This is a genomic window from Providencia sp. PROV024 (genome assembly GCF_032709665.1).
Classification (GTDB): Bacteria; Pseudomonadota; Gammaproteobacteria; order Enterobacterales; family Enterobacteriaceae; genus Providencia; species Providencia huashanensis.
The window spans coordinates 2965999-2991527 of the sequence record NZ_CP120545.1; the positions used below are offsets into that span (position 1 = coordinate 2965999).

The 25529-nt window shown below is 42.4% G+C and carries 28 protein-coding genes and 1 other RNA gene; 7 read left to right on the forward strand and 22 right to left on the reverse strand.

Translation table 11 applies throughout. The features are described from left to right. Positions 1-21: 21 nt before the first annotated feature. Both P3L56_RS13705 and grcA read right to left on the reverse strand, forming a co-directional pair. A complete protein-coding gene (locus P3L56_RS13705) occupies positions 22-1467 on the reverse strand; it encodes an ankyrin repeat domain-containing protein (RefSeq protein WP_042844738.1) in 1446 nt (481 codons plus the stop codon). A 158-nt stretch (positions 1468-1625) separates the two neighbouring features. Further along, positions 1626-2009 carry an autonomous glycyl radical cofactor GrcA gene (grcA, locus tag P3L56_RS13710; protein WP_042844740.1) on the reverse strand — a complete coding sequence of 128 codons (384 nt, stop codon included), beginning with the start codon at positions 2007-2009 and terminating at the stop codon, positions 1626-1628. Between the two features lie 379 nt (positions 2010-2388). On the opposite strand from grcA, the gene ung reads away from it, so the two are divergent. Continuing rightward, entirely contained in the window at positions 2389-3069 is a 681-nt protein-coding gene (ung, locus tag P3L56_RS13715) for a uracil-DNA glycosylase (RefSeq protein ID WP_048607890.1), read from the forward strand. A 119-nt stretch (positions 3070-3188) separates the two neighbouring features. Here the strand turns inward: ung and grpE are convergent, their stop codons facing one another. After that, positions 3189-3782 (reverse strand): nucleotide exchange factor GrpE, encoded by a 594-nt coding sequence (gene grpE, locus P3L56_RS13720; protein ID WP_042844743.1) that lies wholly within the window; start codon positions 3780-3782, stop codon positions 3189-3191. Between the two features lie 101 nt (positions 3783-3883). Between grpE and nadK the strand changes: the two genes are divergently transcribed. From nadK to bamE, 3 genes are all read left to right on the forward strand, one after another. Next, a complete protein-coding gene (nadK, locus tag P3L56_RS13725) occupies positions 3884-4783 on the forward strand; it encodes an NAD(+) kinase (RefSeq protein WP_042845373.1) in 900 nt (299 codons plus the stop codon). An 85-nt stretch (positions 4784-4868) separates the two neighbouring features. Further along, positions 4869-6530: a DNA repair protein RecN gene (gene recN / locus P3L56_RS13730; RefSeq protein ID WP_048607891.1), complete on the forward strand. Its 1662-nt coding sequence runs from the start codon at positions 4869-4871 to the stop codon at positions 6528-6530. Between the two features lie 112 nt (positions 6531-6642). Further along, entirely contained in the window at positions 6643-7035 is a 393-nt protein-coding gene (gene bamE, locus P3L56_RS13735; protein ID WP_042844747.1) for an outer membrane protein assembly factor BamE, read from the forward strand. A 180-nt stretch (positions 7036-7215) separates the two neighbouring features. Here bamE and P3L56_RS13740 read toward each other — a convergent pair whose 3' ends face one another. Together P3L56_RS13740 and P3L56_RS13745 are read right to left on the reverse strand one after the other, a co-directional pair. After that, positions 7216-7521: an RnfH family protein gene (locus P3L56_RS13740; RefSeq protein ID WP_208292020.1), complete on the reverse strand. Its 306-nt coding sequence runs from the start codon at positions 7519-7521 to the stop codon at positions 7216-7218. After that, complete coding sequence (locus P3L56_RS13745; protein WP_197679461.1) at positions 7505-7939, reverse strand: type II toxin-antitoxin system RatA family toxin; 435 nt, start codon at positions 7937-7939, stop codon at positions 7505-7507. Before P3L56_RS13745 ends, P3L56_RS13740 begins: the two co-directional genes overlap by 17 nt. Before the next feature lie 153 nt (positions 7940-8092). Here P3L56_RS13745 and smpB point away from each other — a divergent pair, with 153 nt between their 5' ends. The 3 genes from smpB to P3L56_RS13760 all read left to right on the forward strand — a co-directional run bounded on the left by smpB (position 8093) and on the right by P3L56_RS13760 (position 9788). Continuing rightward, entirely contained in the window at positions 8093-8575 is a 483-nt protein-coding gene (gene smpB / locus P3L56_RS13750) for an SsrA-binding protein SmpB (RefSeq protein WP_042844751.1), read from the forward strand. Positions 8576-8623: 48 nt separating this feature from the next. After that, positions 8624-8987: a transfer-messenger RNA gene (gene ssrA / locus P3L56_RS13755) on the forward strand. Between the two features lie 213 nt (positions 8988-9200). Continuing rightward, a complete protein-coding gene (locus tag P3L56_RS13760) occupies positions 9201-9788 on the forward strand; it encodes an SEC-C metal-binding domain-containing protein (protein WP_272686073.1) in 588 nt (195 codons plus the stop codon). A gap of 55 nt (positions 9789-9843) precedes the next feature. On the opposite strand, the gene P3L56_RS13765 is transcribed toward P3L56_RS13760, so the two are convergent. The 17 genes from P3L56_RS13765 to P3L56_RS13845 form a co-directional block, all read right to left on the reverse strand. After that, positions 9844-12090 carry a hypothetical protein gene (locus P3L56_RS13765; RefSeq protein WP_272686074.1) on the reverse strand — a complete coding sequence of 749 codons (2247 nt, stop codon included), beginning with the start codon at positions 12088-12090 and terminating at the stop codon, positions 9844-9846. Between the two features lie 65 nt (positions 12091-12155). Beyond that, positions 12156-15248 (reverse strand): host specificity factor TipJ family phage tail protein, encoded by a 3093-nt coding sequence (locus P3L56_RS13770; protein WP_272686075.1) that lies wholly within the window; start codon positions 15246-15248, stop codon positions 12156-12158. After that, entirely contained in the window at positions 15245-15625 is a 381-nt protein-coding gene (locus P3L56_RS13775) for a nitrite transporter (protein WP_272686076.1), read from the reverse strand. The genes P3L56_RS13770 and P3L56_RS13775 overlap by 4 nt, the downstream gene beginning before the upstream one ends. A 9-nt stretch (positions 15626-15634) precedes the next feature. After that, positions 15635-16135, reverse strand: a complete 501-nt coding sequence (locus P3L56_RS13780) for a DUF1833 family protein (protein WP_272686077.1) — start codon at positions 16133-16135, stop codon at positions 15635-15637. Next, positions 16132-16599 carry a hypothetical protein gene (locus tag P3L56_RS13785; RefSeq protein ID WP_272686078.1) on the reverse strand — a complete coding sequence of 156 codons (468 nt, stop codon included), beginning with the start codon at positions 16597-16599 and terminating at the stop codon, positions 16132-16134. The genes P3L56_RS13780 and P3L56_RS13785 overlap by 4 nt, the downstream gene beginning before the upstream one ends. Next, complete coding sequence (locus P3L56_RS13790; protein WP_272686079.1) at positions 16596-20030, reverse strand: tape measure protein; 3435 nt, start codon at positions 20028-20030, stop codon at positions 16596-16598. Before P3L56_RS13790 ends, P3L56_RS13785 begins: the two co-directional genes overlap by 4 nt. 40 nt (positions 20031-20070) lie before the next feature. Continuing rightward, positions 20071-20457, reverse strand: coding sequence for a hypothetical protein (locus P3L56_RS13795; RefSeq protein ID WP_272686080.1), 387 nt, complete (start codon positions 20455-20457; stop codon positions 20071-20073). Between the two features lie 40 nt (positions 20458-20497). Beyond that, complete coding sequence (locus P3L56_RS13800) at positions 20498-20776, reverse strand: DUF4035 domain-containing protein (RefSeq protein ID WP_129466268.1); 279 nt, start codon at positions 20774-20776, stop codon at positions 20498-20500. Positions 20777-20799: 23 nt separating this feature from the next. After that, complete coding sequence (locus tag P3L56_RS13805) at positions 20800-21171, reverse strand: phage tail assembly chaperone (protein ID WP_272686081.1); 372 nt, start codon at positions 21169-21171, stop codon at positions 20800-20802. After that, the gene (locus P3L56_RS13810) at positions 21171-21665 is read right to left on the reverse strand and encodes a phage tail tube protein (protein ID WP_272686082.1); all 495 of its coding nucleotides are present in this window, start codon (positions 21663-21665) and stop codon (positions 21171-21173) included. Before P3L56_RS13810 ends, P3L56_RS13805 begins: the two co-directional genes overlap by 1 nt. 60 nt (positions 21666-21725) lie before the next feature. Beyond that, positions 21726-22061, reverse strand: coding sequence for a hypothetical protein (locus tag P3L56_RS13815; RefSeq protein ID WP_272686083.1), 336 nt, complete (start codon positions 22059-22061; stop codon positions 21726-21728). Further along, a complete protein-coding gene (locus P3L56_RS13820) occupies positions 22058-22507 on the reverse strand; it encodes an HK97-gp10 family putative phage morphogenesis protein (RefSeq protein ID WP_272686084.1) in 450 nt (149 codons plus the stop codon). The genes P3L56_RS13815 and P3L56_RS13820 overlap by 4 nt, the downstream gene beginning before the upstream one ends. Next, positions 22500-22826, reverse strand: coding sequence for a phage head closure protein (locus P3L56_RS13825; RefSeq protein ID WP_272686085.1), 327 nt, complete (start codon positions 22824-22826; stop codon positions 22500-22502). Before P3L56_RS13825 ends, P3L56_RS13820 begins: the two co-directional genes overlap by 8 nt. 9 nt (positions 22827-22835) lie before the next feature. Continuing rightward, on the reverse strand, positions 22836-23162 hold the full coding sequence (locus P3L56_RS13830; RefSeq protein ID WP_238564158.1) for a head-tail connector protein: 327 nt from the start codon (positions 23160-23162) through the stop codon (positions 22836-22838). Next, positions 23162-23398 carry a hypothetical protein gene (locus P3L56_RS13835; RefSeq protein ID WP_272686086.1) on the reverse strand — a complete coding sequence of 79 codons (237 nt, stop codon included), beginning with the start codon at positions 23396-23398 and terminating at the stop codon, positions 23162-23164. Before P3L56_RS13835 ends, P3L56_RS13830 begins: the two co-directional genes overlap by 1 nt. Before the next feature lie 46 nt (positions 23399-23444). Next, positions 23445-24659, reverse strand: coding sequence for a phage major capsid protein (locus P3L56_RS13840; RefSeq protein WP_210846983.1), 1215 nt, complete (start codon positions 24657-24659; stop codon positions 23445-23447). Between the two features lie 11 nt (positions 24660-24670). Beyond that, positions 24671-25525: a head maturation protease, ClpP-related gene (locus tag P3L56_RS13845; RefSeq protein ID WP_272686087.1), complete on the reverse strand. Its 855-nt coding sequence runs from the start codon at positions 25523-25525 to the stop codon at positions 24671-24673. Positions 25526-25529: the final 4 nt, after the last annotated feature.

Consider the following 25529-nt stretch of genomic DNA (forward strand, 5'->3'; position numbering starts at 1 on the left):
GGGTTTCGACCCGTTTTTTTATTATTTCATCATATTAAACACTTTTTCACGCATAAATTTTCCCTCATGGGTTAACAATTCTGGTTTAATAATATGATTATTGAGGATGTCTTTGCAGTCTAAGCCTTGGTTATTTTTAACTCGCCAATCAGCTCCACTTGCTAACAATAACTCTGCCACCTCAAGTGCATGGCTATTCACTGCATCATGTAAGGGAGTATTGCCTAAACTATCCCTAATATTTACCGTTACACCATTCTTTAATAAGATTTGAGATTGCATGACTTGGCCGTTTTGTGCAGCTAAATGCAAAATACTTTTTTGTTCTTTTGATTGCATACTTTTAATTAATTGCCCATATTGAGATTCAATTAAAACTTGCATAAATTGCCCATTCATTGCACTAACTGATTGCCGAGCTAAAAAGTCAATATCGCTAGGTTTATGATGTCGAACTAAAATAGCTGAAAACTCATTAATATCCCCTGCTTTAATCGCTTTCTTACAACCTTCTTGCCAATTTAATACTTGTTGTTCTTCAGGGTTAGGGAATACAGTTAATGGTATTTCTTGGATTTTATTATATTCTCCAGTAAGGGCATTCCAATTATTCCACGGTTTATGCATGCACATCATTTTAATAATTTTAACCATTGTATGTGCAATAAAACTTCTTGTTAATAAACGGTGTGGTAGCCAATTTTTCCAAGAACTCTGTTCGCTATAAGGCATTTTAATACAATTTCCCAACGCAGAAGGGATTGGTAAAGAATTTTGTAATGAATCAAGCCAGTCATACTGCACAGTATAAAAACGTATTAGTCCTTCCTGAGCCACTTTTTCAGCCATGTGGTAATCTATGCCGACTTTATTAACAGTGCTCTTAGACAGCCCTGCTGGGCTAAATGCAATACAAGGGGAATTGCTTGCCAATGCTGCAATAGACGATAGCCCTCCACCTAATGAATGCCCTGTACAGATTGTATTTCCATTAACTGCATTTGATAAAACATTCATTAAACTCACGGCTTGAAAATATTGAGATTCATACAAACCAATTCCTTGGCGGATATTTGCATAAAAATCGCTGATATCATTGCTACCACTAAAACAAAGAATATATAAATCATGAAACCGACAAATATTAGCTTGGAACCCTGTCTGCTTATCACTTAATAATTCAGCACTTATTCCCAGTTTATTCAATTCACTATCATCTAATCTTTCAATCTCTTGTATTGTCTGCCAATTTTTATTGTAAGCCCCCTGTGAAAGCAACGCTAATATATAGTCTTTCGGCTGTGCATCCCGACCTAAAAAGTCATTTTTTAATATTTTTGGGGGCCACAAATTTCCCCCGCAAGACTGATTTTCTACATGCTGATGTTGTAAATATATATCTAAACTTTCTTGAGCAAGAGAAAGCTCATCTCTAGAGGATATCGTTTCTGGCGTTAAAAAAGGCATAAATTCCTCCTAACAAATATATTGTGTTGGAAGAATATTGGAATACAAATAGCCAAGGAGAGAAATAATCTACTTTATTAGTCGCAAATAAAAAGCCATTGATAACAATGGCTTTAGAATTTATTACACAGTATTTAACGTAGTTATACTAAATTTTATTATAAGCTTTCAGTAAAAGTACGGGTAATAACATCACGCTGTTGTTCAGGGGTTAATGAGTTAAAACGTACTGCATAACCTGATACACGGATGGTTAATTGTGGGTATTTTTCTGGGTTTTTAACCGCATCTTCTAATGTTTCACGGCTTAAAACATTCACATTTAAGTGCTGGCCACCTTCGACACGAACTGTTGGCTTCATCTCCAAAGGGACTTCACGATACTCAAAAGCACCTAATTCGTCTTTCGCGACGATTTGGCCTTCGTTATAATCCGCTTTTGCACAAACACAACGAGCCTCATTTTTCTCGTTATCAAGTAACCAGAAAGAATTTAATAATGCTGCATTATCTGTTTTAGTAATTTGAATACCAGTAATCATGTCGACCTCCACGTTCGAACTTGATTGCAATCGGTTTTTATTAACCGAAACTGCATTAACCATCAATCTTATAAAAACTAGCAATTGGATATTTGGTCTAACCAATGTATATAGTCATTTTATACCAGTTGAACCCCTGAGTTTCTTTGATATTTATCAATTATTTCGCGCAGTAACTAAACAGATCAGTTCAACTTTATGATTTAAATCAAAATTAATCCGTTTGTTTTTTAATTTTTTTCATAAACTTTAAAAAATATTTTAAATACTATAATCAATATCAGGGCTTTATCTCTTGCCTATGAACCAGTAAGCTTAGGGTATCAACTGGTTCAGTTATAAATTGGACTGTCATAGATTCATTATTATGGAATACTTCATGTCAGAACCTATCACATGGCACGATGTCATTGGCCCAGAAAAATCCAAGCCTTACTTCAAGGAAACACTTGCTTACGTTGCTGATCAACGCAAAAAAGGTAAAGTTATCTATCCACCACAAGATGATGTTTTTAATGCTTTTCGTTATACAGAACTTGCCGACATCAAAGTGGTTATCTTAGGTCAAGACCCCTATCACGGACCTGGTCAAGCCCATGGCCTATCTTTTTCAGTACTCCCAGGGGTAAAACCGCCACCTTCTTTAGTTAATATGTATAAAGAACTGGAGAAAGATATCGCTGGTTTTCAACGGCCTGATCATGGCTATCTACTGAGTTGGGCTAAGCAAGGTGTCTTATTACTCAATACCGTACTGACGGTAGAGCAAGGTAATGCACATTCCCATGCACATCTAGGCTGGGAAACCTTTACAGATAAAGTTATTGAAGCTATTAATGAAAATACTCAGGGGGTCATTTTTCTATTATGGGGCGCCCACGCACAGAAAAAAGGCAAAATAATTAATACTAAGCGCCATCACGTCCTTAAAGCCCCACATCCATCGCCACTTTCAGCGCACCGTGGTTTTTTAGGTTGCGGACATTTTTCCCAAACAAATACCATCTTAGAACGGGAAGGCAAAACACCTATTGACTGGAACCCAGTCATCAACGAATAAAATACGATGTAATGGGCTAGAAAAGCAGAACAAGAAAACAATAAAATCAAACAATTGATTTTCAATAATACTAGTAATTAAATGGGATGCCTGTGCATCCCATTTAATTATCATTATCGTTATTTCGACACGATGACCATTGCTGGTCTTAATAGACGGTTATTTAACGTGTAGCCTTTTTGCATCACATCAATAACATGACCTGCTTGATGATCAGGCGATTCTATCATTGTCATTGCTTGATGAACCTCAGGGTTAAACGGTACATTCGCTTCGCCTACGGGTTCAATGCCAAATTTCGCCACTGCATCTAAGAATGTTTTCAGCGTTAAATCTAACCCTTCTACCATTGCTTTAGATTGTTCATTGTCACGGTCTGCCGCATCAATAGCACGCTCTAAATTATCAATAACTGGTAATAGTTCATTAGAAAATTTTTCAAGAGCAAATTTGTGCGCCTTTTCGATATCTTGTTCCGTCCGACGACGAATGTTTTCGATTTCAGCATGTGCGCGCAACATGGCTTCACGCTCAGTTTTTCTTGATGCTTCAAGCTGTTGCTCAAGCTCAGCAATACGCGCTGCTAACGCTTCTTCGTTTGCTTGCATTTCATCAGCTTGCTGAACTTCAGCTTCTTGCTCTTGTTGAACTTTTTGTGATTCATTTTGCTCAAAAGCTTGCTCATCATGCATGTTTTGGTCTTTACTACTCATGAATATCTCCGCGTATTTAGCATTAATCCCCTATATGAGAGTATTATGGGGATCTAATACAGGGATTCAAGGGAAGTCATACAATGAGAGGCCAAAAAAGTATGCGAAAGGGCAATAATACACCACAATCACAATTTAAAACGATAGGCATTGTCGGGCACCCAAGGCATCCGGAAGCATTGGCAACTCATGAATTAATCTATCATTGGCTAATTTCAAAAAATTACCATGCGATTATTGATAAACAAGTTGCCAAAGATCTGAAGCTGGCTAATGCCAATACAGGGTCATTAACCGATATTGGCCAACAAGCAGACCTCGTCGTCGTCGTTGGGGGTGATGGTAACATGCTGGGTGCTGCGCGCATTTTATCCCGCTATAATAATAAAGTTATCGGCGTAAACCGGGGTAACCTCGGTTTTTTAACTGACCTCGACCCTGATAATGCCTTACAGCAGCTTTCTCGGGTCCTTGAAGGTGAATATCGCGAAGAAAAACGTTTTCTATTAGAAGCTCAGGTTATCAAAAGTAATCAAAAATCACGGAAAAGTACTGCAATCAACGAAATTGTTCTGCACCCAGGTAAAGTCGCTCATATGATCGAATTTGAAGTCTATATTGATGAAAAGTTCGCATTCTCTCAGCGCTCTGATGGCTTAATCATTGCAACTCCAACTGGCTCTACCGCCTATTCACTTTCTGCGGGAGGCCCTATTTTAACACCTAATTTAGACGCCATTGTCTTAGTCCCTATGTTCCCTCATACCCTGTCATCACGGCCACTCGTTATTAGTAGTGATAGCAGTATCCGTTTAAAGTTTTTACGCACAAATATCGACTATGAAGTCAGTTGTGACAGCCAAATTATGCTGCCAATTCAAGATGGTGAAGAGGTTATAATTAAACGCAGTAATAAAAACCTTAACCTAGTTCACCCCCAAGACTATAACTATTTCAATACGTTAAGTTCAAAATTAGGATGGGCTAAAAAAACTTTTTAATTTTTTTGCGCTACCTCTTTACTGTATAAAAAAACAGTTTAAACTGTATGAAAACACAGGTGTGTATTTTTACAGGAGAGCGCAGATGCTTACTCAATTAACCATCAATAATTTTGCTATCGTTCGTGAATTAGAAATTGATTTTCGTAATGGCATGACCACCATCACAGGTGAAACAGGTGCGGGTAAATCTATCGCTATTGATGCGCTCGGCCTGTGTTTAGGGGAACGTGGTGAAGCCAATATGGTACGCTCTGGCACTCAACGTGCAGATTTGTGCGCCCGCTTCTCCCTTGCAGATGCAAAAATGGCCGCAAATTGGTTAGCTGAACATCAACTTGATAACCAAAATGAGTGCCTATTACGCCGTACAATATCTTCTGATGGCCGCTCCCGTGGCTTTATTAATGGCGTATCCGTGCCTCTTTCGCAGCTTAGGGAACTCGGTGCTTTACTAATCCAAATCCATGGTCAGCACGCTCATCAATTATTACTTGATAATACTCACCAAAAATCACTACTAGATGCCTATGCAAATCAACAAGAACTGCTCTCGCAAATGAAACAAGCTTGGCAGGTTTGGCATAACTCTTGCCAGCAATTGGCCATTTTTCAAAAACAAATGCAAGAATATGAAGCTCGTCAGCAGCTATTAGAATATCATTTGAAAGAATTAAATGAATTTATGCCCATCCAAGGGGAATTTGAAGAAATTGACCAAGAATATAAACAATTAGCAAATTATGGTCAGTTTTTAACGCTTGGGCAAACTGCGGCTCAAATATTATCAGACAATGATGAAGCCAACGTGATGGGCCTGTTGAGCATGGCAAAAAATGAGTTATCTGAATTAGTCACTCTCAATCCTAAGTTTTCAGGGTTACTGGATATGCTCGAAGAGGCTTCAATCCAAGTCAGTGAAGTCAGTGATGAAATAAAACATTATTGCGATCAGTACGAACTTGACCCCAATCGCTTGTTTGAACTTGAACAACGCATTTCTAAACAAATTAGCCTAGCGCGTAAACATCATGTTACTCCTGAAGCACTACCAGAACTATTTCAACAGTTACTAAGTGAGCAAGAACAAATTTCCAATCAAAATGAAGATTGTGAAGCATTAAATGCTCAGGTTATTAATGATCACCAAAAAGCATTAGCTTGCGCTAAGCGCTTACACCACATGCGCCTGCATTATGCCCAAGAGTTAAGTTCATTAATTACCGATAGCATGCACCAACTATCTATGCCCCACGGCCTGTTTACTATTGATGTAAAATTTGTTCCGGAACAGTTGCAAATCGACGGTGCTTGTAAGATTGAATTCAATGTTACGACTAACCCCGGTCAGCCTCATCAAGCTTTAAGTAAAGTTGCATCCGGCGGTGAATTATCACGCATAGCATTAGCTATCCAAGTTATTACCGCTAAAAAAATGGACACCCCAGCCTTAATTTTTGATGAAGTCGATGTCGGTATCAGTGGGCCAACAGCAGCGATTGTTGGTAAATTATTACGTGAATTAGGTGAGTCGACGCAGGTTATGTGTGTAACCCATCTACCGCAAGTTGCTGGTTGTGGTCATCATCATTTTTATGTCAGTAAAGAAACCAATGGCGTAGAAACTGAAACACATATGCAATTACTGGACAAAAAATCAAGGTTACAAGAACTTGCCCGACTTCTTGCCGGTTCAGAAGTCACAAAAAACACACTGGCAAATGCAAAAGAATTACTCGCAGCGTAATTTTTGACAACTTTTTTACGCTCATGTGGTCTTAGAGTCGATAAGGAAGGTTTTAAAATGTATCAATGTCGATTATCATTGATGTTCTGACTCCAAAAGGAATGAGATATCCATGCGTTATAAATTGTTAACTGCTGCTGCACTATCACTCGCATTAATGTCTACGGGCTGTTCAATGATGGAACGTCTTGTCTATCACCCTGACATTAACCAAGGTAATTACCTCACAGCGAAAGATGTTGCCAAGATCCAAAAAGGAATGACACAGCAACAGGTCGCTTACACTTTGGGCACACCAATGTTATCCGACCCGTTTGGTACTCAGACTTGGTATTATGTTTTCCGCCAAGAGCTCGGGCATGACCCAGTTCAGCAAGAGACTTTAACTCTAATTTTTGATCGCAATGGTATTTTAACTGATATCAAAAATGAGAAAAACCTTGCAGCCCAAGAGTCAATGGAAGCCGCTGAAACTAAAGCATCCGAGACCAAGTCAGCTGACTAATCATATAGTTAGGGCTTTATAAAACTATCTACCTGTATCATTAACTACATATTTGAACAGGTAGTTATTTTGAATGAACATTGTTATACCACTCTTATTTCCAAAGCAATTTGAAGATATTAAGTCTACATAACAAAAAACCGAGTTATCGCTCGGTTCATCAAAATCATATTAGCTCTATCAACTATTTTTTGTTTCTTTAGATTTTTCAGCGCGCTTTCGACGTAATTCTTTCGGGTCTGCAATTAAAGGCCGGTAAATTTCAATCCGATCACCATCTTGCACTTTATCAGTCAACTTTGCAGGGCGGCTATAAATACCCACTTTATTTTTCTTTAAATCGATATCATCACGCAACGCAAGAATTCCAGAGGCAATTATTGCATCCTCAATTGTTGTACCATCAGCAACCTTCACTGATAACAAAAATTGTTTTTCCGGCAATGCATAAGTTACTTCGATACTAAGCTCAGACACTGTAAACATCCTTAGCTCTTAAAGTAAAGGCTTGAACCATGTTGTTCGCCAATTCCTTAAAAATTTTACCGAATGCTAACTCTATTAATTTATTAGTAAATTCAAAATCAAGATGAAATTCGATTTTGCATGCATCAGCACTTAAAGGAATAAATTTCCATCCTCCAGATAACTTGCTAAATGGCCCTTCGACCAACTGCATGTGAATACACTTGTTATCCTCAAGTACATTTTTAGTAATAAAGGTTTTGCTGATCCCCGCTTTTGACACTTCAACTGAAGCTGTCATTTCATCAGAACTGTGGCTAATAATTCGGCTACCTACACACCCAGGCAAAAAACTTGGGTATGAAATAACGTCATTGACGAGTTTATACATTTGTTCTGCGCTGAAAGGGACTAACGCAGAGCGACTAATCTGTGGCATATCAATTCCTATCCCCAAAAACTGAGCATATAATACCATCATTGACTGGTTAAACAAAAAACAAAACCCATACAGGGCAAGATTTGCACAATCAGAAAAATATCAGCTTAGAAAGATTTCTTTCAACTCAGCTTACAGTATAATGATTGCACTATGACAAAGAAAAAACCATATAAACCCGGTTCAGCAACAATTGCTATGAACAAGCGTGCTCGCCACGAATATTCTATCGAAGAGGAGTTCGAGGCGGGTTTGTCCCTACAAGGTTGGGAAGTTAAATCACTACGCGCTGGCAAAGCCAATATTGGTGATAGCTACGTGCTTTTACGTGACGGTGAAGCCTACTTATTTGGTGCAAACTTTACACCACTTACTGTTGCATCATCCCATGTAGTGTGTGATCCAACCCGTAGCCGAAAACTACTTCTGAATCAACGTGAATTAGACACACTTTACGGCAAAGTTAATCGTGAAGGGTATACCGTTATTGCTCTTTCCCTCTATTGGAAAAATGCATGGTGTAAAGTCAAAATTGGTGTTGCAAGGGGTAAAAAAGCCCATGATAAACGTTCTGATATCAAAGATCGTGAATGGCAACTCGATAAAGCACGTATAATGAAACATTCTAATCGCTAAGTTCTAGCTTTATAGGATAATTTTCTGTTATACTGTGCTCAACAACTTGGGGCTGATTCTGGATTCGACGGGATTTGCGAAACCCAAGGTGCATGCCGAGGGGCGGTTGGCCTCGTAAAAAGCCGCAAAAAAATAGTCGCAAACGACGAAAACTACGCACTAGCAGCTTAATAACCTGCTTAGAGCCCTCTCTCCCTAGCCTCCGCTCTTAGGACGGGGATCAAGAGAGGTCAAACCCAAAAGAGATCGCGTGAATGCCTTGCCTGGGGTTGCAGCGTTAAACTTAATCAGGATAGTTTGTTAGTGGCGTGTCTGTCCGCAGCTGGCAAATGAATTTAAAGACTAGACTAAGCATGTAGTACCGAGGATGTAGAAATTTCGGACGCGGGTTCAACTCCCGCCAGCTCCACCAAATTTGGTGGGTCAGTGATAGGACAACAGGTTTAAAAACAGGAAGTTAGCGAAATCAGTTGGACTACGCACTGACACAAATAGGACTACAAATGATACGTAAATCGTACGCGGATTATTAAGTTCACTAAAAGCCCACTTCGGTGGGCTTTTTTTCAATGCAAACCCCTAATGGGATGTCTTGTATACCAACAAACTAAAGGAATATTGAATCATGCCATCAATACCTGCATTTTGTGATGTTTGCCACTCTGTATTTCCATCTGGCGTTTCTTGTAATGATTTAGCTCGAGTAGCAATATATGATTGTAACGCAGGAAATTGTCCAAAATGTGGTGGTAGATTGATTATTCATGATGGGGTTTATCAGGCTTTTAATGAAGCAATTCAGATCATTGATGCACCCAACAAAACATACGAACAGATAACAAAATATTTTAACTTAATTAAAGAAGCTAAAGACCAAGGGGTTAGCAATCAAAGTATAACAAAAAAGATTGAAGAAGAAGCCCCTGAATTATTTAACTTGATTTCATTATTACCTCACAATAGAAGTGAGTTATATGCGTTCCTAGCCCTACTACTTAGTTTTTTCACTCTTTTCATGGACAATAAAGAACAATCAACAACAAATAATATTACTATTAATATCAACCATGTGGCTAGCGAAGTAATTAAATCAGGAAACTCTGAAAAACCTAAAAATAATCCTCAACCTAATTTTTCTACTCCCTCTCGAAACGAACCATGCCCATGTGGCAGTGAGCTTAAATATAAAAACTGCTGTGGTGAAATTATCTGATGTTTATTCTTTGATACAAAGGGAATGCCACATAACTAAACATTCCCTTTGAGAGTTAGAAGTTTTTAGTAGATGATAAGAGTACCTTAGCCCCCTCAGCAGACATTTCATACAGTTTAATGGACTCTTCATCCACTTGAGCTGAATGGATATAGATAGTCGCTTCTGTTCCGGGTTCCTGACTTTGACAACTATAATAAGCAGCAATACCACCACCTTGGCTTAAATAACAATCATAATACCAAGCCTCTGTCGATTGCCCCTGACCGCTGATACATGCATACTTTCCTGCGTAGGGCTTACTTGATAATCGTCCGGGTGGGGTAGCATTGCACCGATAATGCCACACTTTAGCGCCGAAGGCGGGGACTGATGCAGCGGCATAGTTATAAAGAATATCTACACCAACAACATACCCCTCGCAACCTTCGTGGTGGCTGATACCGTCATCACCATTATGGCTTGTCACGCAGTCTTTAATTAAGCTCGTTCCTGCATAATGATAATTAAACCCATCATTTTTGTGGGATTTAGCGGTACTCATAATGCACTCTGAATCAATATTATTAATTGCAAAGGCTCCTGAACCGCCTGCGGATACACCTGAGCCGCATTGATAGAACCCCGCAAAGCGTGAAGCATTATAGTTTGCAGGTTCAACTTTCACTGTATCTGATTTTGAGGCGTAAAATTCGCAGCCTGCGGCATAGATTGTTGATTCCGCTTTAATGATATTATCCACTTCACAGACGTAGAGATAAGCGTTATCGTTGCCTTTCCCCCAATTGAAATACGCTTTCATTGTTGCGTGTTCATAATAGTAAGAATACTCCGTCGATTTGACGGACTCGATAGAATCGACATTTTTTAATGCATAAGAGTTTACTGAGTTACGTTTAGCGTCAGGGACTCTAACAGCTAAAAAAGGTTGTTTCGTCCCATTTCTGATTGCAGCTTCAGGGTTAGAGTCATAATCGTAAAGAGCCGAGAAAACTTTAAGCCCGTTAAATTCACCTTCACTAACCCAAGATCCAGTGCCAAGCTCAACCCCACCAAGCACAGTGGCATCATCACCAAGAACATAAGATTCTTTGAGAAAGCTCAATGTGGTTGTTCGCCTATAAGCCGAATGAACACCAGGCTCAAAATACCACTTATTAAATTGCGGGAAGAAAACCGCAAAGCGGCGATTAAGTTCTAAGCTCCACTCCTGTGAGTTCATGTTGTTCAGGCTACCACTTGGGGAGGATGTCAGAAAATTATTGTTTTTAAATAATGACTCTTTGCCCAGTTGCAAGTTGATACCAAAATCGAAACCAAGCCCTGTGCATTTAGTCCGCAAGACAGAAGCACCACCCCAACTACTTTTTGGTGGGAGACGGTTAAGCGGTAAAAAAGCAATACGCTTTCCATTTTGGAATGCAGATATTTTTTTAATTTCAAAGGATTCAGTCGCATTAACACCTAGCCTCACCCCAACGGATGCAAACCCTGTAACGAGCGCGGATTGGGGTAATGTCACAATCAGTATATTGCCGTCATAAGCCACGGTATGCGCTCTACCCGCCCAGTTTTCTCTCAGTAATCCATCACAAACACCCGCCACAACAAAAGCCTCGGATTGACTCGTGGTACCAAGACTAAAGTCATATGCGCTCTCCAACCCAGTGACATGAATTTTAAATGTGATATCACCTTGACTGGTTGCCGGTACAGTAAAGTCAATCGATTGAAGCAGCGAGCTGGGGTTTACAACAAGTTCCGTTTTCTCACGGATGAACTTAGCCGCCACAAATGCAAAGTCATGCTTCTGTGGTACTGGGTTTTTATATTTTAACGGATTAACGGCATATTGATTGAGTGCATCAACTTCTTTTCTGACGGTACCATCACCAACATTGATCCATGCGCCTTTACCCATTCCCCCTGTCGAATAGGGTGTTGAGTTTTCTGGGACATTTTTAGGTAAAGGTCCATCCCATCGATAATAGTCTCCATCCCCCTCTGGCATTAGCCAATGAAGGGCTTCATTTCTTTCGGTGATCACCGCTCCATCCTGAAAGCTATCAATATTAACGTACCCAGCTAAAATAATGGCGTTAATGGATTCCTGTTTAAAATCGGCGATGGCTCTTAAGTTTGCAAGTTCAAGGCCGTGCCATGTTTTACGCAGACGACCCAGCCTATCTTGCCAAGTTTCAGAACTACGGTCATTTGTCGCATGATCAAAGTTAATACTATTGTCATTTACATCTTTGACTGAGGGTGACCCTATTGGGTTATTTGTATCGTATTTGGTCATTCCAACACCTATAAATGCAAAAACCCCGCACAGTGGCGAGGTTCATCATGAATGTAATGGGTTAATTACGCTGGATATTCAGCATCATCGTATTGATAAAAAATGGGTTTGTACTCTTTAGCGACGACTTGACAGGTGCCGTCTGAATTCGGGGTAATTTCCTGCATAATGCCGTCATACCCTACATATTTAGAGGAACAGAATATCAACCTTGGCGGCTCAATATACGGATCGTCCATTATCCATGAATCAACATCCAACTCGCTGGAGAATGGAATAGAAAGTGCGTATTCATCTATCTGCGTGGGGATTAAAAGCCGTGATGCGCTACCATCTTGTAGTCGAATTAAACAACGTGGCTGTTCAAATGACCAATCAAGAGGCTCATTAACCGTGAGAGTAATTTGCCCCTGGTCATGACTCATCCCCATGACTAAGCAGCTGATGGTTTTATTGCTCGGGATATCATCGGTAAAGACAATGCGATCCCCCACGTTATAGCAAAGTGCATCAAGTTCCGTGGCCGTTGAATAACTGAGCCGTTGGTGTAGATGTTTCATGAGTCGACGCATACCAATGCGATATGCAATGGTGGGATTTAATACGCCATCTGCTTGATAGTCCTCTACCTTCTTCGGTGTTGGATTCTCTTTAGTACGACACTGGATGGTTTCTTCAGCCCATGTCACCCCGTTAATATAAGTGACATCAACCCCGTCATAATCATCCTCCGAGGGAGCCGTGAAGCCCGTTTGTAAATCCTCGGTAGTTTCTTGTGGGCTAATGATCCCCGCCCACGGCTTAATGCCCTCTCGGTACGCGGAGGCTAGCCCTTCTGTTAATAAAAATTCGCCCATCCCCGCCTTGCATATTCGCTGCATCACTTTTAATGCCGATTCACTGCTACTTTCCGATGACCAATCAAACAATTCGTTACGCGGTGACCAATAGGTATTGTGTAACTCCTCGATGGCCATATTGTCGATTTGCGCATTATTCATGCCAAGGCTATTCAACACATGGTAAAACGCCCCTTTAATACTGCGTGAGGGCTGAGTGCCATACAGTCGGGTTGCCACCACATTGATGCGGCGGTCAGATTGCGCCGCTAGTCTGTTACCGGTTCTCACCGTCAATGCAATCGTGGTGAGCCCTTCATAACGCGTTGGCCTTGAGGTTAATAAGGCACGCAATGCTTGCCAGTGACACTGGTCGCGCGTACTGCCGCCACCCACATCAGAAACGCGCCTAACCCGCACTTCATATTGCGCTTGCTGAGGCAGCTCAAATACCTCTGTAAACCCGATTTGATCTTCAGTACTACGACTATAGCGAAACTCTTTTGTTTCCCACTCCGTGTCATTAACACTCCGATACTGAACAGCTATTTTTACTTCCCGTGAACCGCGACGCCCTTTTTTATCATAAGACGCTAGCCCTGCAGGGAAAACAATATTGAGCTCCATGCGATTGGTGGCTTCGCCGTTCGGACAAGCTAAAAATGGGCCTATCCAGTTTTGCTCATCATTAATGCCGGTAATGCTGAAATCCAGCAACGTACGCTCACGGAATCCCTGCCAATCGGTATCAATAACTGTAACGTCATTCCCTGACTCGTCTTTTTCTATCGTGAAGCGTTCGACGCTGAGAGTGAGACCGTCAATTTCCGTAATTTTATACTGATTACCTTTCAGTCCAAGGCTAAGACGTTGCGTGCCTTCGGGTAAGCCTGAAAAAGCAGAGCCCGTTGCGCTGTTATAGGCCAGTGAAATATGCGCTTCTATCGCGGGTGTGCCACCTGATGATGGAACGCCACCATTAAAGCGCGGCTCAGCACCGAATACCGAGTCGGGTAATGAGGAGGCGAGAATATTACCACCTACATAGGGGCTGGACTCTTCGGTCACGACAACGCGGCCTGACACATCCCAAGCAACAAGTCCCGAGCCTACAAGTTGTGTGGTAATAGTGTTAACTAAGCCGCTCATGGTCACATAGTCGGTTAATAGCGAAATGTAATACACCGCCCCTTGCCAACTAATCGCAAAGGTCTCAGGCTCGAGCGTAAAATCATACGTGCGTGGTGACTCACTCGCTTCAATAGATGCGGCGATCCCCCCAACACCCGGTACGGCAGGTTGACGAGGGGTGTAACTTTTTACAAATAAATCATAGTGATTATCGTTAAAGACTAAGGTGACTGGCTGCCCCACACGCGGGACTAACTCACTCATATCGCCATAAATCACACTGTGGCTATTTTCTGTTTTCACTGTAAACGTGTCGGGTGCTTCAATTGTGATAATAGACCCTACTTTCCATGAAGCAGGAATAGTCGAATCGTTGGGGGTTTCTTCGTCGCTCGACTCGGTGTTGATCATTGATATAGACGTACCAGAAACAGCCACCGCCTCAGCATTGACACTCACACTTTTGGGTGCGCTGGAGCTCAAATCAAGACCTGTGGTACCGGCTGTTGTTGTGCCGACTTCTGTAGAGTTATACCAATTTTCGGTACGAACATCCCCCGACACATCAACACCCGGTTGATAAATGGCGTAATTCACATCATCGCCAAATGACGATATCGGGGTATTGCCGATTTTTATGTTCGCAGCACTAATCGCAAAGTTACCACGACCGACACACAAAAACATTTGCGTGCGGTATATTTTCGGGTCGGCTTTATCGAATCGACTAATCGGTTGGACTAAATAATCAGGAAATACCCGAAATCGCCCAAACACTTCACGAATAGGATCCCCCAGTTTAGCGCTGTTGGCTTTCGCAGGGTTTAGCTCGAGCTGGTCGCCATTGCCTGATGATGAATAACCGCCCACATCAATATTGCGCATCATAAAGATAGAATATGCGGCTGTCGCTACAGCGATCCCCACCGCAATCCAGCCGATAGTTGCAGCTTCAAGACCAAATGGAACGGGATAAATTTTCACATCATCTTTAGCGCGAATAAAAGTGAGTGGCCAATCATTCGGATGAATATGGGTTCCGTTAACGTCAATACTGATTGGCTGGGCACTCTCATTATGATACCCGTTCACCTTGTCCGTTAACCAATGGTGCAAAGTGATATTGCCATGTTGGTGAGTTTCTAACGGCTCACCCTGCAGACGTGAGGGATAAATGCGAATAGTCACTGGTAGTACTCCACATGAGAAAATCGCCGCTCAAATCGGGACAAGGGCAAAACGGTGACATTGGTTTTTGGGTTACATTCAACGGCATGAAGCAATCCGTTGATACTCACTATAATGGCAACGTGGGTGATCATGTTGCTGGTATAACAAGCGGCGACAGCCCCCTGCACAGGTTCACAACGGGTGACGGTTTTCGCCAATAATTTGGCCTCTTTATCTAGCCCGTTATCGTCTTTGGTTACGCCTTCAAAAACTGGCCAGTCAGGCAACCCTAAATCTTGCCGGATTTCATGAACAATGCCGTAACAGTCTAAATGAGGATAAGCGCGTCCGCCCTTCTGCCAAATGACAGAACGGTATTTATCAATGTTAAACATAGAATGCCCTTAAGAGAGGTAGCGAAGTCCTGAATGCTCAGCGAGGTTATAACGGTGACGAGGCCATGCCGTATCGAGAATATTCATGTAACCTGCGGTGATTTGTACATCAGACCATGTCCATTGACCTGATTTAACTGTTAAGGTAAATGGCGGCTTACTGGGAGCGGTTAGGTCAACATCAAGGTATTGACGATAGGTGACATCTGCTAGCGTGCCGCTGGGGTTTTCATTGTACTTGTCAATCGCTTCACGTATTGCACCAGAAACAATGCCGTCGATATTGCTGATGGCAAATTTCAAGTCTTGGGTACCGTCCTCATTTCGTGCCGGTAGTGCAATATCCATCCCGCACGCAATAAAAGTGACAAGACGCCCATCTTCTAATTTTGCCTCGATATCATCCCATCCCTTAGTTAACCAGTAATCTTCACCATTGACTCTAATTTGCAAGGTTTCAATTTCTACCTCTGAGCCGCCAGAGGCATACAGTCGGTTTAATATAGTCATGCTTCTGGCCACTCCCGATTTAATGCAATATCTAAGATATCTGACTGAACAATGTACTCAGGGAATAAACCGTAATCTTTTGGTAACAGGGGTTTTTCCCACAATTCTAGCGTTGCAGAAAACCGCCAGTAATTTGGCATTTCTAAATGGGGGCCATCATAAATATCCGTAAACCGACACTTAACCCACTCATCACACCCGAGTGGGCTTTTTAGCTTCATCATGAACCATGCTGCACCATCTGTTAGCGCATCGCGGTACCATGCTTCAAATAATTGCGCCTGTTGCGGTTTAGGAAATAACCATTGCACAGAGGTATTCGTCGGGGTTGAGGTATAAATTCGCCGCTGCCTTGCCCGACCTGAACTTAATTGCGTTCTACGAAGGGGTGATACGGGCTTAAACCCGTACCCCTCCGCTAAAGGCAATGGCAAATACTCGTGAGGATAATAGATTTCACTCATTTGATGGAGCTCCGATTTGGGTACATGTGACGAAGCGTATTCCCAAACTTATTTTGTGGCTTAATGATTTCGCTGGTTAACCCATCAATGATCTGCTTCGTTAACCGTTTATTACTGGCTTCAATAGCTTGCATTGTGGCGTCATCAGGTTTGCCAGAAAACGAGTTATGAATATTGATTTCAGGGTTAATATTTCCTTGCATCGCTTGTTGCTCATTGCGTTCATTGCGCACACGCTCTAAGGTTGCATCAAGTTTTGCCGAGGTTTGAGAAGTCACAACACGCTCCCCTTTTTGCAGTAACCACGTCCCTGTTTCTGGCACTTTATCTACACCATCATGCGCCATACCGGATAATGACAACGCGCCGATACCTGCAGCCATTGGTTCAGCAAATGCTGATGCACTCGCAGCCGCAATAGGAGCCATAGCAGGACCTACTAACGGGATAGCCGCCGTTGATGCGTAGGCATTTAACGCCGCTAACTTCGCCATGGCTTGAGCATTAGTGAATAAAGCGGTACCCGCTGAAGCTTGGGTTGTCTTACCAACCGCCAGTTGCACCGCTTGATAAGCTAACCACTTAGCCGTCATTTCAGCGAGAGCCCCCACAACTGATTTCCCCATATCACTGACGATAGAACTGATGGTACCACCAAGAGTTTGCGTTCCATTAACCAAGTCTTTTAAATTGCTACTGATAGAACTGGTTGTGGCATTGGCGATGCTGGTGACTGAGTCGTACGCAATTTGGCTGTAGTTTTGAGCCTCTTCCATCCAATCAGCTAACGCTGAACTGGTACCCGCTAACCAATCCAATTCTGCTGCTTTAGACTCCTGGTACTTAGTGTTAAGAGCCTCCAGCGCTGCTTGCTTGGCGGCAATGGCATCCGCACCTTTGTCCGTTTTATTGAATACGCGATCAACTTGCATCGCTTCTTCATAAAAGTTCGTTTGACGCTTGCTCATGCCGCGAGTTTCACGGTTTAAGGCGGCATCATCATTAAATTTCTTAGTGGCTTCCTTTAAGTCCTTTAATGCATCTGCCATTTCACGCTGTTTGCGCACCGCTTCATCGGCTCTTTGTGTCCATTCCGCCAGCTGCACAGAGGAAGCTTGAATCGCTTTTCGTTGCTCATCTGTCCATTTAGCACCCGTTTCATTACCTGCAGCATAAAGCGCGGCCGCTTTCTCACCTTGCAGTGCCCGTATTTTTTGGACTTCCATGGCGACGCTGAGATCAGCCATTTTGTCCTTGTAACGCTCAGTGACTCGCTCCGCTTCTTTCGTCAAAGAATTACCCGACTTAAGCGAATTATTCATTTTTTCGCGATCATCATAAGCCTTTAGTTTGTCGTTAACATACTGTTTCTTATGATCATCATTAGTAAATGTACTTTCTGCCTCCCAAAGGGCTCGCTGCTCAACCTGATCGCGCTGCTTCATGCCAGCAAGAATGCGCTCCTGTTCAGCACCCCATAGCATCTGCCTTTGGTTATCATTTAATTCTGGGCGATTACCCACTAGCATTGGTGCTTGCGTTAATAACTGACGGCTAGAAAGCAAGTTATTACCAAGTGAAAGCAATCTATTAAATTCAGATTCTTGAGCAATTTCTTGCCCCATAAAAGCTATTTTATTTTTCTTGTTGTCATTCTCTTGTTGAATTAGTTGATTGGTGCGCTCAACTAATGCATTCAAAATTTCTACTGCACTCGACCTTTCCTGTTGTTTTTCCTTGAGCTTTCCCTCCTCAATTTGCAGTTGTTTTGTTTGTTCAATAGCAAGATTAAGAAAATTTGAACGTTTATCCTCTGGGAAATCGAAATTCAATGAAGAAGCTACATATTTTGCTGATTCAGTTTTGTAGTACTCGATTGCATTGGTTATCTTTTCGATTTCCTGCGCCTGAGCTTGAACTGTTTCTGTCACTTTCTTTGATTGATCTGCAGCTTCAGTCAATGACATTTTTTTTGTGCGGGCCGCAATATCATCTAGAGCGTTAGCATATTCAAGCGCTGATTGATGCGCAGCATCTTGGCTCTGTTTGACCGCATACCAGGCTCCTGCGCCCAACATGATTGCACCAGGAAAGCCACCAACCAGAGATAGCAATCCCCTCGCACCCGTTAGCATAGTGTTACCTACCATGCGAAATCGGTTTAATGCTCTACGTGATGCCAACAGTCTTTCGTTAGTCGCAATCTCTTGATTGTTAACAGCAATAATCGCTTTGGTATTTTTGGCTAATTGACCATCAATCACAGCACGCTCTTTATCCGTTGCTGCCACCATCCTTTTTGTCACCAAGGATTGACGGGTATCAATGAGTAGTTGTTTCTCATCTTTGATGCGCATTTTCGTGACTTCAAGGCTACGAACTTGTTCTTTTGTATGGTTGATTTGGGAGATGTAGCCCGTAACGGTCTCTTTTGCTAAGTTTTTTGTACTGATCGTCAAGTTACCAAAATAACGAGAAAGACCGACTCCAATTAACAGGCCACCAGCAATGGCAACTTTATCAAAATTATCACTAATCATTGCAAGCGTTGCTGAAAACGATTTGGTAATACCAATACCACTATTTACCTCACCAAACGTTTTCTTAGCGGAGTTAGCGATACGAGTAAACCCATCGGCGACAGTATTATCCATTGAGTCAGCAAGAGCATTATTTGAATCTTTAGATGCAATAGCCGCATCCGCTAACATTTTAAAAGATATCTTCCCGCTTAATCCCATCTCCTTTACTTGATTTGTAGTAACCTTTATCCCGCCATTTGTTTTTTCAATTTGAGTTGCTAAGCTATCTAATAACGAAGGCATTGCCTCCATCACCGACTTAAAGTTATCACCCGCCACTTTACCAACAAGCATGGATTTGCCCAGCGCATTAATAGCTGAATCTGTTTTTAACGAACTGGTTGAATTGGCGGTTAGTGATGATGAAAGTGATTCAATATAATCAACAGTTTGAGTTGTACTGTAACCCAATTCTTGCATGGATTTAGCAGCGCCAATGTACAAATCTTGTGTGATTTCAATGGCTTTACCATTGCGATTACTGATTTCTAAAAATCGATTTTGAAGATTATCGTATTGCTTTGTATCCCCCTCAACAGACTTTAGCGCTGACTTAATCCGTGCTGCATACTGCCCCCAATCATCAACTGTAGAGATCATTGCTGATGCAGAAAAGAATCCAGCCATAGCACCCGCCATGCCTTTTGCAGTCATAGCAACGCTAGATAATTGGCTATTGATTTCTGAGAGTGTCTTTTTCTGCTGAGCGAGCTCTTGACGCAACTGGCGGCTACCACTCGCCGCGTTTCTATAAAAATCATTGCTAATTCGAGAGGCTTTACTTATCTCAGACTGAAAGCCCGAGGAGTTAGCGGTGATCTTTAAAATCAATTCACGTAACTTAGACATTTGCGGTCTCCAAAAAAAAAGACCGCATCAGCGGTCATTGCTACCTATTGCAATACTTGTTCCATCGGTCAACACTGACATATATATCGAAATCAACGTCAGTCACACTGATAATTTTTTTTCCATCATTAACCACTAATGCGTAGTATTTTCTATATTCATTATTGTCATCTTCTGCATGATCTAATTTAATAACGTATCCACACACTGCCCCCGTGTATTTTTCGTATCCAATATCTGTATAAAAAGAACTGTAAAATTTAATATCCGATGTTCTGTATTGTTTTTTTAGTAGATCCTCTGTTTGTTTTACGAATCTTTTTGACTCGGCATCCCCATAACCTAGCTTCTCAAACAGGAATGGCGACAATAGAGCTGCAAAAAACATAACAGAAGCGATGACAATTTTAATTAATGCCTTTTTCATTTAAGTAATCCCATTAATAAATAATGGGCCTACTATATAACTATTCAGACATGCCGCTCAACCATGCTTCAAACGGATCGTTACTTTCAGCTTCTTCGTTAGCTGCATCCTGATCCCAAACTGGTACTAACTCACTAACAGACACTTTCGCCCCAGCCGCATTAAGCACCGCTGAAGCAATCATTGCCGTATTGATATCACCACGACGGTCACTAATTGGACTCATTTTGTCGTATGCCATCCACATTCTTAACTCGCTGACGTCCAGACTGGAGGTTAATTCCGCTAGGGTTTTACCCAGCCTGAGCGCCAGTGTCATTAAAAAGAATGTTTCCGGTTCTCTTACTTTTTTTTAGCTTCTGCAGAAGAGATAGTGAGAGAGAATGCTTCAGCTAAAAGACGGGCATGAGTTGGACCATAGGATTCCATAAGGCCTAGCTTATCGGCTTCGGTTAACGCCGGGGTACCATCATCTTCTAAGATGATATCCATGAACAAAATAACGTCACCTTCAATGTTACGAAGTGCCTTTTGGGTAGAAGTTAATTCCTCACCTTCCTTGTCGCTCACTAATTCCGAGCATTTAAGGCGAGCCTGAATAGAAGGCTCGCGGATCAGAACTTCAACATCACCCCACTCAGGTACCATAACTTTTTTAGTGCGGTAGGCTTGGTTGGCACTTAATGCTAGATTGCGTAAATTCGGCTTTGACATTATTTTTTACCTTCTGTTGTTGGTGCCATGCGACCCGCTGCTTGAACAACTTCACCACCTTTAATCGGTACCGTTTTTCCTTTCAAACGCAGTGTGAATGTTGCAGCTACTACACCGTTAGTCTGTGCTGACCATGTGTGCTGGCGAACTTCAGCGAGGAACGCAAAGCCATTACCTGACGGGAAAATAACCTTGAAAGAATGAATAGCATCTTCTTCATAGGCCTTACGAATTATTCCCTGCCCCTCGTCATCCGCTGAAAAGTTAGCATTGATTGTAACTTCAGCTGGGGATGGTAACCCGTTAATCATTTCCTGCTCATCAGAGCAGAATGCGGTTACATCGATATCCGCTTTCTGCCCACCCGTGAAACTTATTTCTTTCAGTGAACAACTTAGCGCGGTAAATGTTGCTGATGCTGGATTAACCTCTTCAGCTGGCAATGCTGAAATAGAGATCTTGGTACCTTGCGACTTTTCATATTTGGCTGTCATATCAGTTTCCTATAGACATAAAAAAACCACCCGTAGGTGGCTGATGGTGTGAGTTGAAATTTAATTCCAGACTTGGAATTCTAACGTTTTACGATATAGAGTCGTGTCGGATTCATAATCCGATTTTCGGGAGACATTTGTAGGTGCTAATACCTTTATGGCCATAAATGCTTTATCCCGTATTTCGCTAGCTTTATCAGGGCTTTTCGCATAAATATCAATTTGAATATTAGTCATTGTTTCAGCCTGCCCAGCGAACACATCCTCGTCAACTTCATAGAATGAAAATATTAACCATGGCGGACTGATAGCGGGCACATCTTGCGGAACAACGAGCGGAAACACCTTATCAGGCAATACAGGATCTAAGAGTTTGAGCAAGTCGGCATCAGTCATTTATTGAGCACTCCATCAATAGCTTGATTCAGCTTTTCGATTGCAGCACTAGCAGCTTCATCGGCTTTGCTATCGAATGCAGGACGGATAAAAGGTACCGGTGGCATCTTTGAAGTGCCTTCTTCCAAAAATCGCCAGTAATAAGCGTTTCTTGGGTCTTTGGCTTTCATTGAATTATCGCTATTAGTCCCCTCTTTATTACTACCCCGAACATAAACACCCGCTGAAACTTCGCCATTTTTGCGACTGCGCTGGCTGCTGGCCATAATATTTCGGGCTAGCTTTCCAGTGCGCCTTGGTGCTTTTGCTCTCACTTCATCACGTAAAACAGCAGCACCCGCATAAGTCGCTTGTCGTAATACCTTGGTACTCTCCGCCTTGCTAAGCTCTTCAAGCTCTTTGCTCACATCAAGAAAGCCGCTGAAATCAATATTAAAATCATCCATCAGCCTTAACCCCCTGTTTACACAGCAATTCAAGTCGGGTGTTTTTCACATCAGGAATAACGGACTGTATATCATAGTTGAGTCCATTAAATACCATCCGGCATGTTGAGTTAATATCAGGTCGAAATCGCATCCAAACGCGAACTGTTATTTCTGACATTTCAGCACCTGACGCAAGAAGCTCACGACCTGAGATAGGTTTAACTTCAGCGCGTGTCGTAGCAATATTAACCCACTGATTTTCACGAGCACCTGAGGGTAGTTTGACTAGTTCATTACGTTGAAAGGTCACTTTGTGTCGTAAGCGCCCTGCTTGCATAAATCCCCCTTACAGCCCGTAAATACGGTAAGGCTGAAGCAACGCCTCTGTTGCAAACGGCAATGCTGAGGTGATATTACCAATATTGGTGGCTTCGCGGTTTTCATACCATTGACCAATCAATAACAGCATGGCATTTTTGATATCATCACTTAGCAACAGCGACTCAGGATCGTCTTGATAACCTTCTGATGATTCGTTTTCATACAACGTCCTGCGCGTATAGTGTTCCACATACTTCACCGCAGAGCCTGTATAAATCGTCAGTAACTTATCATCATCGGTAAAATCAGCATCAATATTGCAATGCGCTTTAACTAATTCAAGAGAAAGCATTATTTCTCCTTTTTACCTTTAGTTTCTTTTTTTGGCTCTGGCTCTGGCTCTGGCTCTGGCTCTGGCTCTGGCTCTGGCTCTGGCTCTGGCTCTATAGGATTTTGTTCACCTTCAATTTCAACTGCATAGCCTTTTTGAATAAGTTCGCGCCCATGCTGCTCCAACGTTTCAATTTCCTCGCCTTCAACAACAACTTTATTACCAAAATAAATTGCACGTAATATCAAGAGTTTCATGTTTCACCCCAAAAGAAAAAGCGGCCTTATCGACCGCCTAGATTGATTATTCGCCCGAGGTAGGCGCTGTGAAGTCACCATAAACAAAAGCTTCTGGGCGTTTTAACGCTAACGCCAGACGCTCTTCGCAACGAATAGAGATCATGTTTTTCTCAAAGTCGTCGGCGTTTTCGGTAGAAATCACCACATTGGTTTCTTCGCGGTCAAACAGCTGCGCACCCGCATTGAAGGCCCCAGTCAAGAACTTACCTTTGAATGCTGCAGTTTCAGTGACAACAATCGGTAAACCCCATAACGTTGGACCTGTTAATGCAGACGGATTCGCCAGAATGTAACGGCCCAGTGAATCTTTCAGCAGTTCAATCTTCGCCCAGTCGATGAAGTGCAGAACGTGCCCCGTTGCTGGGAAACGCGCTAACTGTGCTTGCAGCATAGCCAAACGCAAATCATCAATGCCGTTTTGTTTATCGACTTCAAACTCCGCCTTGAACTTAGACGCCTGCGGGATGATACCGTGCAAATGCGCGCCTGAGCCGTCGCCGAACAAAATTTCTTGCTCTTCGACAAACTTCAAACCGTAACGCATTTCAGCGTCAACCAATGATTGCAGTTGTGCGAAGTCATCTAAAATCTGCTTAGAAGCCTTGAACATATGTGCAATGGTGGTAACTGGCGTGATTTTTGTTGCAAACTGGATGTTGCTGTACGGCTTGGTCGTATTTTCTGGTACCACCGCAGCCGCGTTAGTAAATCCGGTTTGCTGTACCCAGAAAATAGCCGGTGAGGTCGTTTTCCCGGGGGCAATTAAATCACGGATGAACAAGCGTTGTTTTGGTGCAACATCAATCCCCGGTAAGCGATGTGGCTCGACCACGCCCTCAGCCACATCAACAGAGGTAAGCGCGGCCTGAACGGGAACCGAAATGCGCTTGCTGGCTTGAATGCTGGAATTAATATCTTTCAACACGTCGGCTGAAATGACTTGCTGACCGATACTTTTTGCAGCCTGAACCGCGTTACCTAACGGCATTTGAGCAACATGTTGCTCCAACTCACCTAAGGAAGCTTTCAGTGTTTTTTCAGACTCACGTAGTGCGTTGAGCTCTGTCATCATTTTATCGACAGAGGCTTTCGTTTCATCACTTAAGCCCCCTACTCTTTGGGCTTCTTTTAATGCTTCTTCGGCTTTCGCATTAAACTCACCGGTAGCTTTTTCAATTTTAGCCGACAGGTTTTTTAACAATTCATTTGCTTCAGACATAATGTCTCCAATTATTTTGATAGGTTAGCGAAGGCATCAATGGCCTTCTCCAGTTCCGAAAGGGATTCAGGGTTAATATTGGGGGTAGCACTTGGCGTACCGTCGGGATCTGAAGTAGCGCTCGGCATACTTCGTGTTAAAGCACTAATGAGTTTTCGACGCTCAGAGCGCGGGGTTTTAGACTTAGCCAATAATGCATCTAATTTACGAATAGCAGCTTGTGGGCTTTCGTCACCATCGTCAACAGCATCGACCGCTAGCAAGCTATCCGCAAAGCCTTTTTCAATCGCATCACTGGCACCAATGTAAGTTTCGTTATCCATCATCTGGCTAACGGTTTCATCGGATTGACCGCTTCGCGCTACATAGATATCCGCCATCGATTTATCAAAAGGAGCAAGGTCATTTGCCAGTTTGGCGAAATCATGGCGATTACCAATACCGACAGCCCAACAGTTGTGGATCATCAAAAAGGCACCGCGCCCCATTTGAATTTCGTCACCCGCCATGGCAATAATGGAAGCCGCTGAAGCCGCAATACCTAAAATGTTAACGGTGACTTTGCCACTATGAGCACGAAGTAAGTTATAAATGGCTAGCCCTTCAAACATGTCACCACCAGGACTATTAATGTTGACAACAACATCATTGTTCCCAATGGCGCGAAGTGCAGCAGAAATACGCTTAGCGGTGACGCCCTCACCCCAAAAATCTTCACCAATCACGTCTAATACCGAAATGGTGTTATCCGAACTGGCGGCACGAATACCGCTATTCCACTTATCCAGTGCTTTAGGCTTGAGTTCATAGCTAATCGATGCGCAGGGGCGATCCTCCAGTGCAACTGGCAAATGACTTTTTTTCATTCAA

Excerpts from the sequence above, each read along its gene's own strand:
- P3L56_RS13705 (WP_042844738.1), bottom strand. The coding sequence starts at position 1,467 with ATGCCTTTTTTAACGCCAGAAACGATATCCTCTAGAGATGAGCTTTCT.
- grcA (WP_042844740.1), bottom strand. The coding sequence starts at position 2,009 with ATGATTACTGGTATTCAAATTACTAAAACAGATAATGCAGCATTATTA.
- ung (WP_048607890.1), top strand. The coding sequence starts at position 2,389 with ATGTCAGAACCTATCACATGGCACGATGTCATTGGCCCAGAAAAATCC.
- grpE (WP_042844743.1), bottom strand. The coding sequence starts at position 3,782 with ATGAGTAGTAAAGACCAAAACATGCATGATGAGCAAGCTTTTGAGCAA.
- nadK (WP_042845373.1), top strand. The coding sequence starts at position 3,884 with ATGCGAAAGGGCAATAATACACCACAATCACAATTTAAAACGATAGGC.
- recN (WP_048607891.1), top strand. The coding sequence starts at position 4,869 with ATGCTTACTCAATTAACCATCAATAATTTTGCTATCGTTCGTGAATTA.
- bamE (WP_042844747.1), top strand. The coding sequence starts at position 6,643 with ATGCGTTATAAATTGTTAACTGCTGCTGCACTATCACTCGCATTAATG.
- P3L56_RS13740 (WP_208292020.1), bottom strand. The coding sequence starts at position 7,521 with ATGTTTACAGTGTCTGAGCTTAGTATCGAAGTAACTTATGCATTGCCG.
- P3L56_RS13745 (WP_197679461.1), bottom strand. The coding sequence starts at position 7,939 with ATGCCACAGATTAGTCGCTCTGCGTTAGTCCCTTTCAGCGCAGAACAA.
- smpB (WP_042844751.1), top strand. The coding sequence starts at position 8,093 with ATGACAAAGAAAAAACCATATAAACCCGGTTCAGCAACAATTGCTATG.
- P3L56_RS13760 (WP_272686073.1), top strand. The coding sequence starts at position 9,201 with ATGCCATCAATACCTGCATTTTGTGATGTTTGCCACTCTGTATTTCCA.
- P3L56_RS13765 (WP_272686074.1), bottom strand. The coding sequence starts at position 12,090 with ATGACCAAATACGATACAAATAACCCAATAGGGTCACCCTCAGTCAAA.
- P3L56_RS13775 (WP_272686076.1), bottom strand. The coding sequence starts at position 15,625 with ATGTTTAACATTGATAAATACCGTTCTGTCATTTGGCAGAAGGGCGGA.
- P3L56_RS13780 (WP_272686077.1), bottom strand. The coding sequence starts at position 16,135 with ATGACTATATTAAACCGACTGTATGCCTCTGGCGGCTCAGAGGTAGAA.
- P3L56_RS13785 (WP_272686078.1), bottom strand. The coding sequence starts at position 16,599 with ATGAGTGAAATCTATTATCCTCACGAGTATTTGCCATTGCCTTTAGCG.
- P3L56_RS13790 (WP_272686079.1), bottom strand. The coding sequence starts at position 20,030 with ATGTCTAAGTTACGTGAATTGATTTTAAAGATCACCGCTAACTCCTCG.
- P3L56_RS13795 (WP_272686080.1), bottom strand. The coding sequence starts at position 20,457 with ATGAAAAAGGCATTAATTAAAATTGTCATCGCTTCTGTTATGTTTTTT.
- P3L56_RS13800 (WP_129466268.1), bottom strand. The coding sequence starts at position 20,776 with ATGACACTGGCGCTCAGGCTGGGTAAAACCCTAGCGGAATTAACCTCC.
- P3L56_RS13805 (WP_272686081.1), bottom strand. The coding sequence starts at position 21,171 with ATGTCAAAGCCGAATTTACGCAATCTAGCATTAAGTGCCAACCAAGCC.
- P3L56_RS13810 (WP_272686082.1), bottom strand. The coding sequence starts at position 21,665 with ATGACAGCCAAATATGAAAAGTCGCAAGGTACCAAGATCTCTATTTCA.
- P3L56_RS13815 (WP_272686083.1), bottom strand. The coding sequence starts at position 22,061 with ATGACTGATGCCGACTTGCTCAAACTCTTAGATCCTGTATTGCCTGAT.
- P3L56_RS13820 (WP_272686084.1), bottom strand. The coding sequence starts at position 22,507 with ATGGATGATTTTAATATTGATTTCAGCGGCTTTCTTGATGTGAGCAAA.
- P3L56_RS13825 (WP_272686085.1), bottom strand. The coding sequence starts at position 22,826 with ATGCAAGCAGGGCGCTTACGACACAAAGTGACCTTTCAACGTAATGAA.
- P3L56_RS13830 (WP_238564158.1), bottom strand. The coding sequence starts at position 23,162 with ATGCTTTCTCTTGAATTAGTTAAAGCGCATTGCAATATTGATGCTGAT.
- P3L56_RS13835 (WP_272686086.1), bottom strand. The coding sequence starts at position 23,398 with ATGAAACTCTTGATATTACGTGCAATTTATTTTGGTAATAAAGTTGTT.
- P3L56_RS13840 (WP_210846983.1), bottom strand. The coding sequence starts at position 24,659 with ATGTCTGAAGCAAATGAATTGTTAAAAAACCTGTCGGCTAAAATTGAA.
- P3L56_RS13845 (WP_272686087.1), bottom strand. The coding sequence starts at position 25,525 with ATGAAAAAAAGTCATTTGCCAGTTGCACTGGAGGATCGCCCCTGCGCA.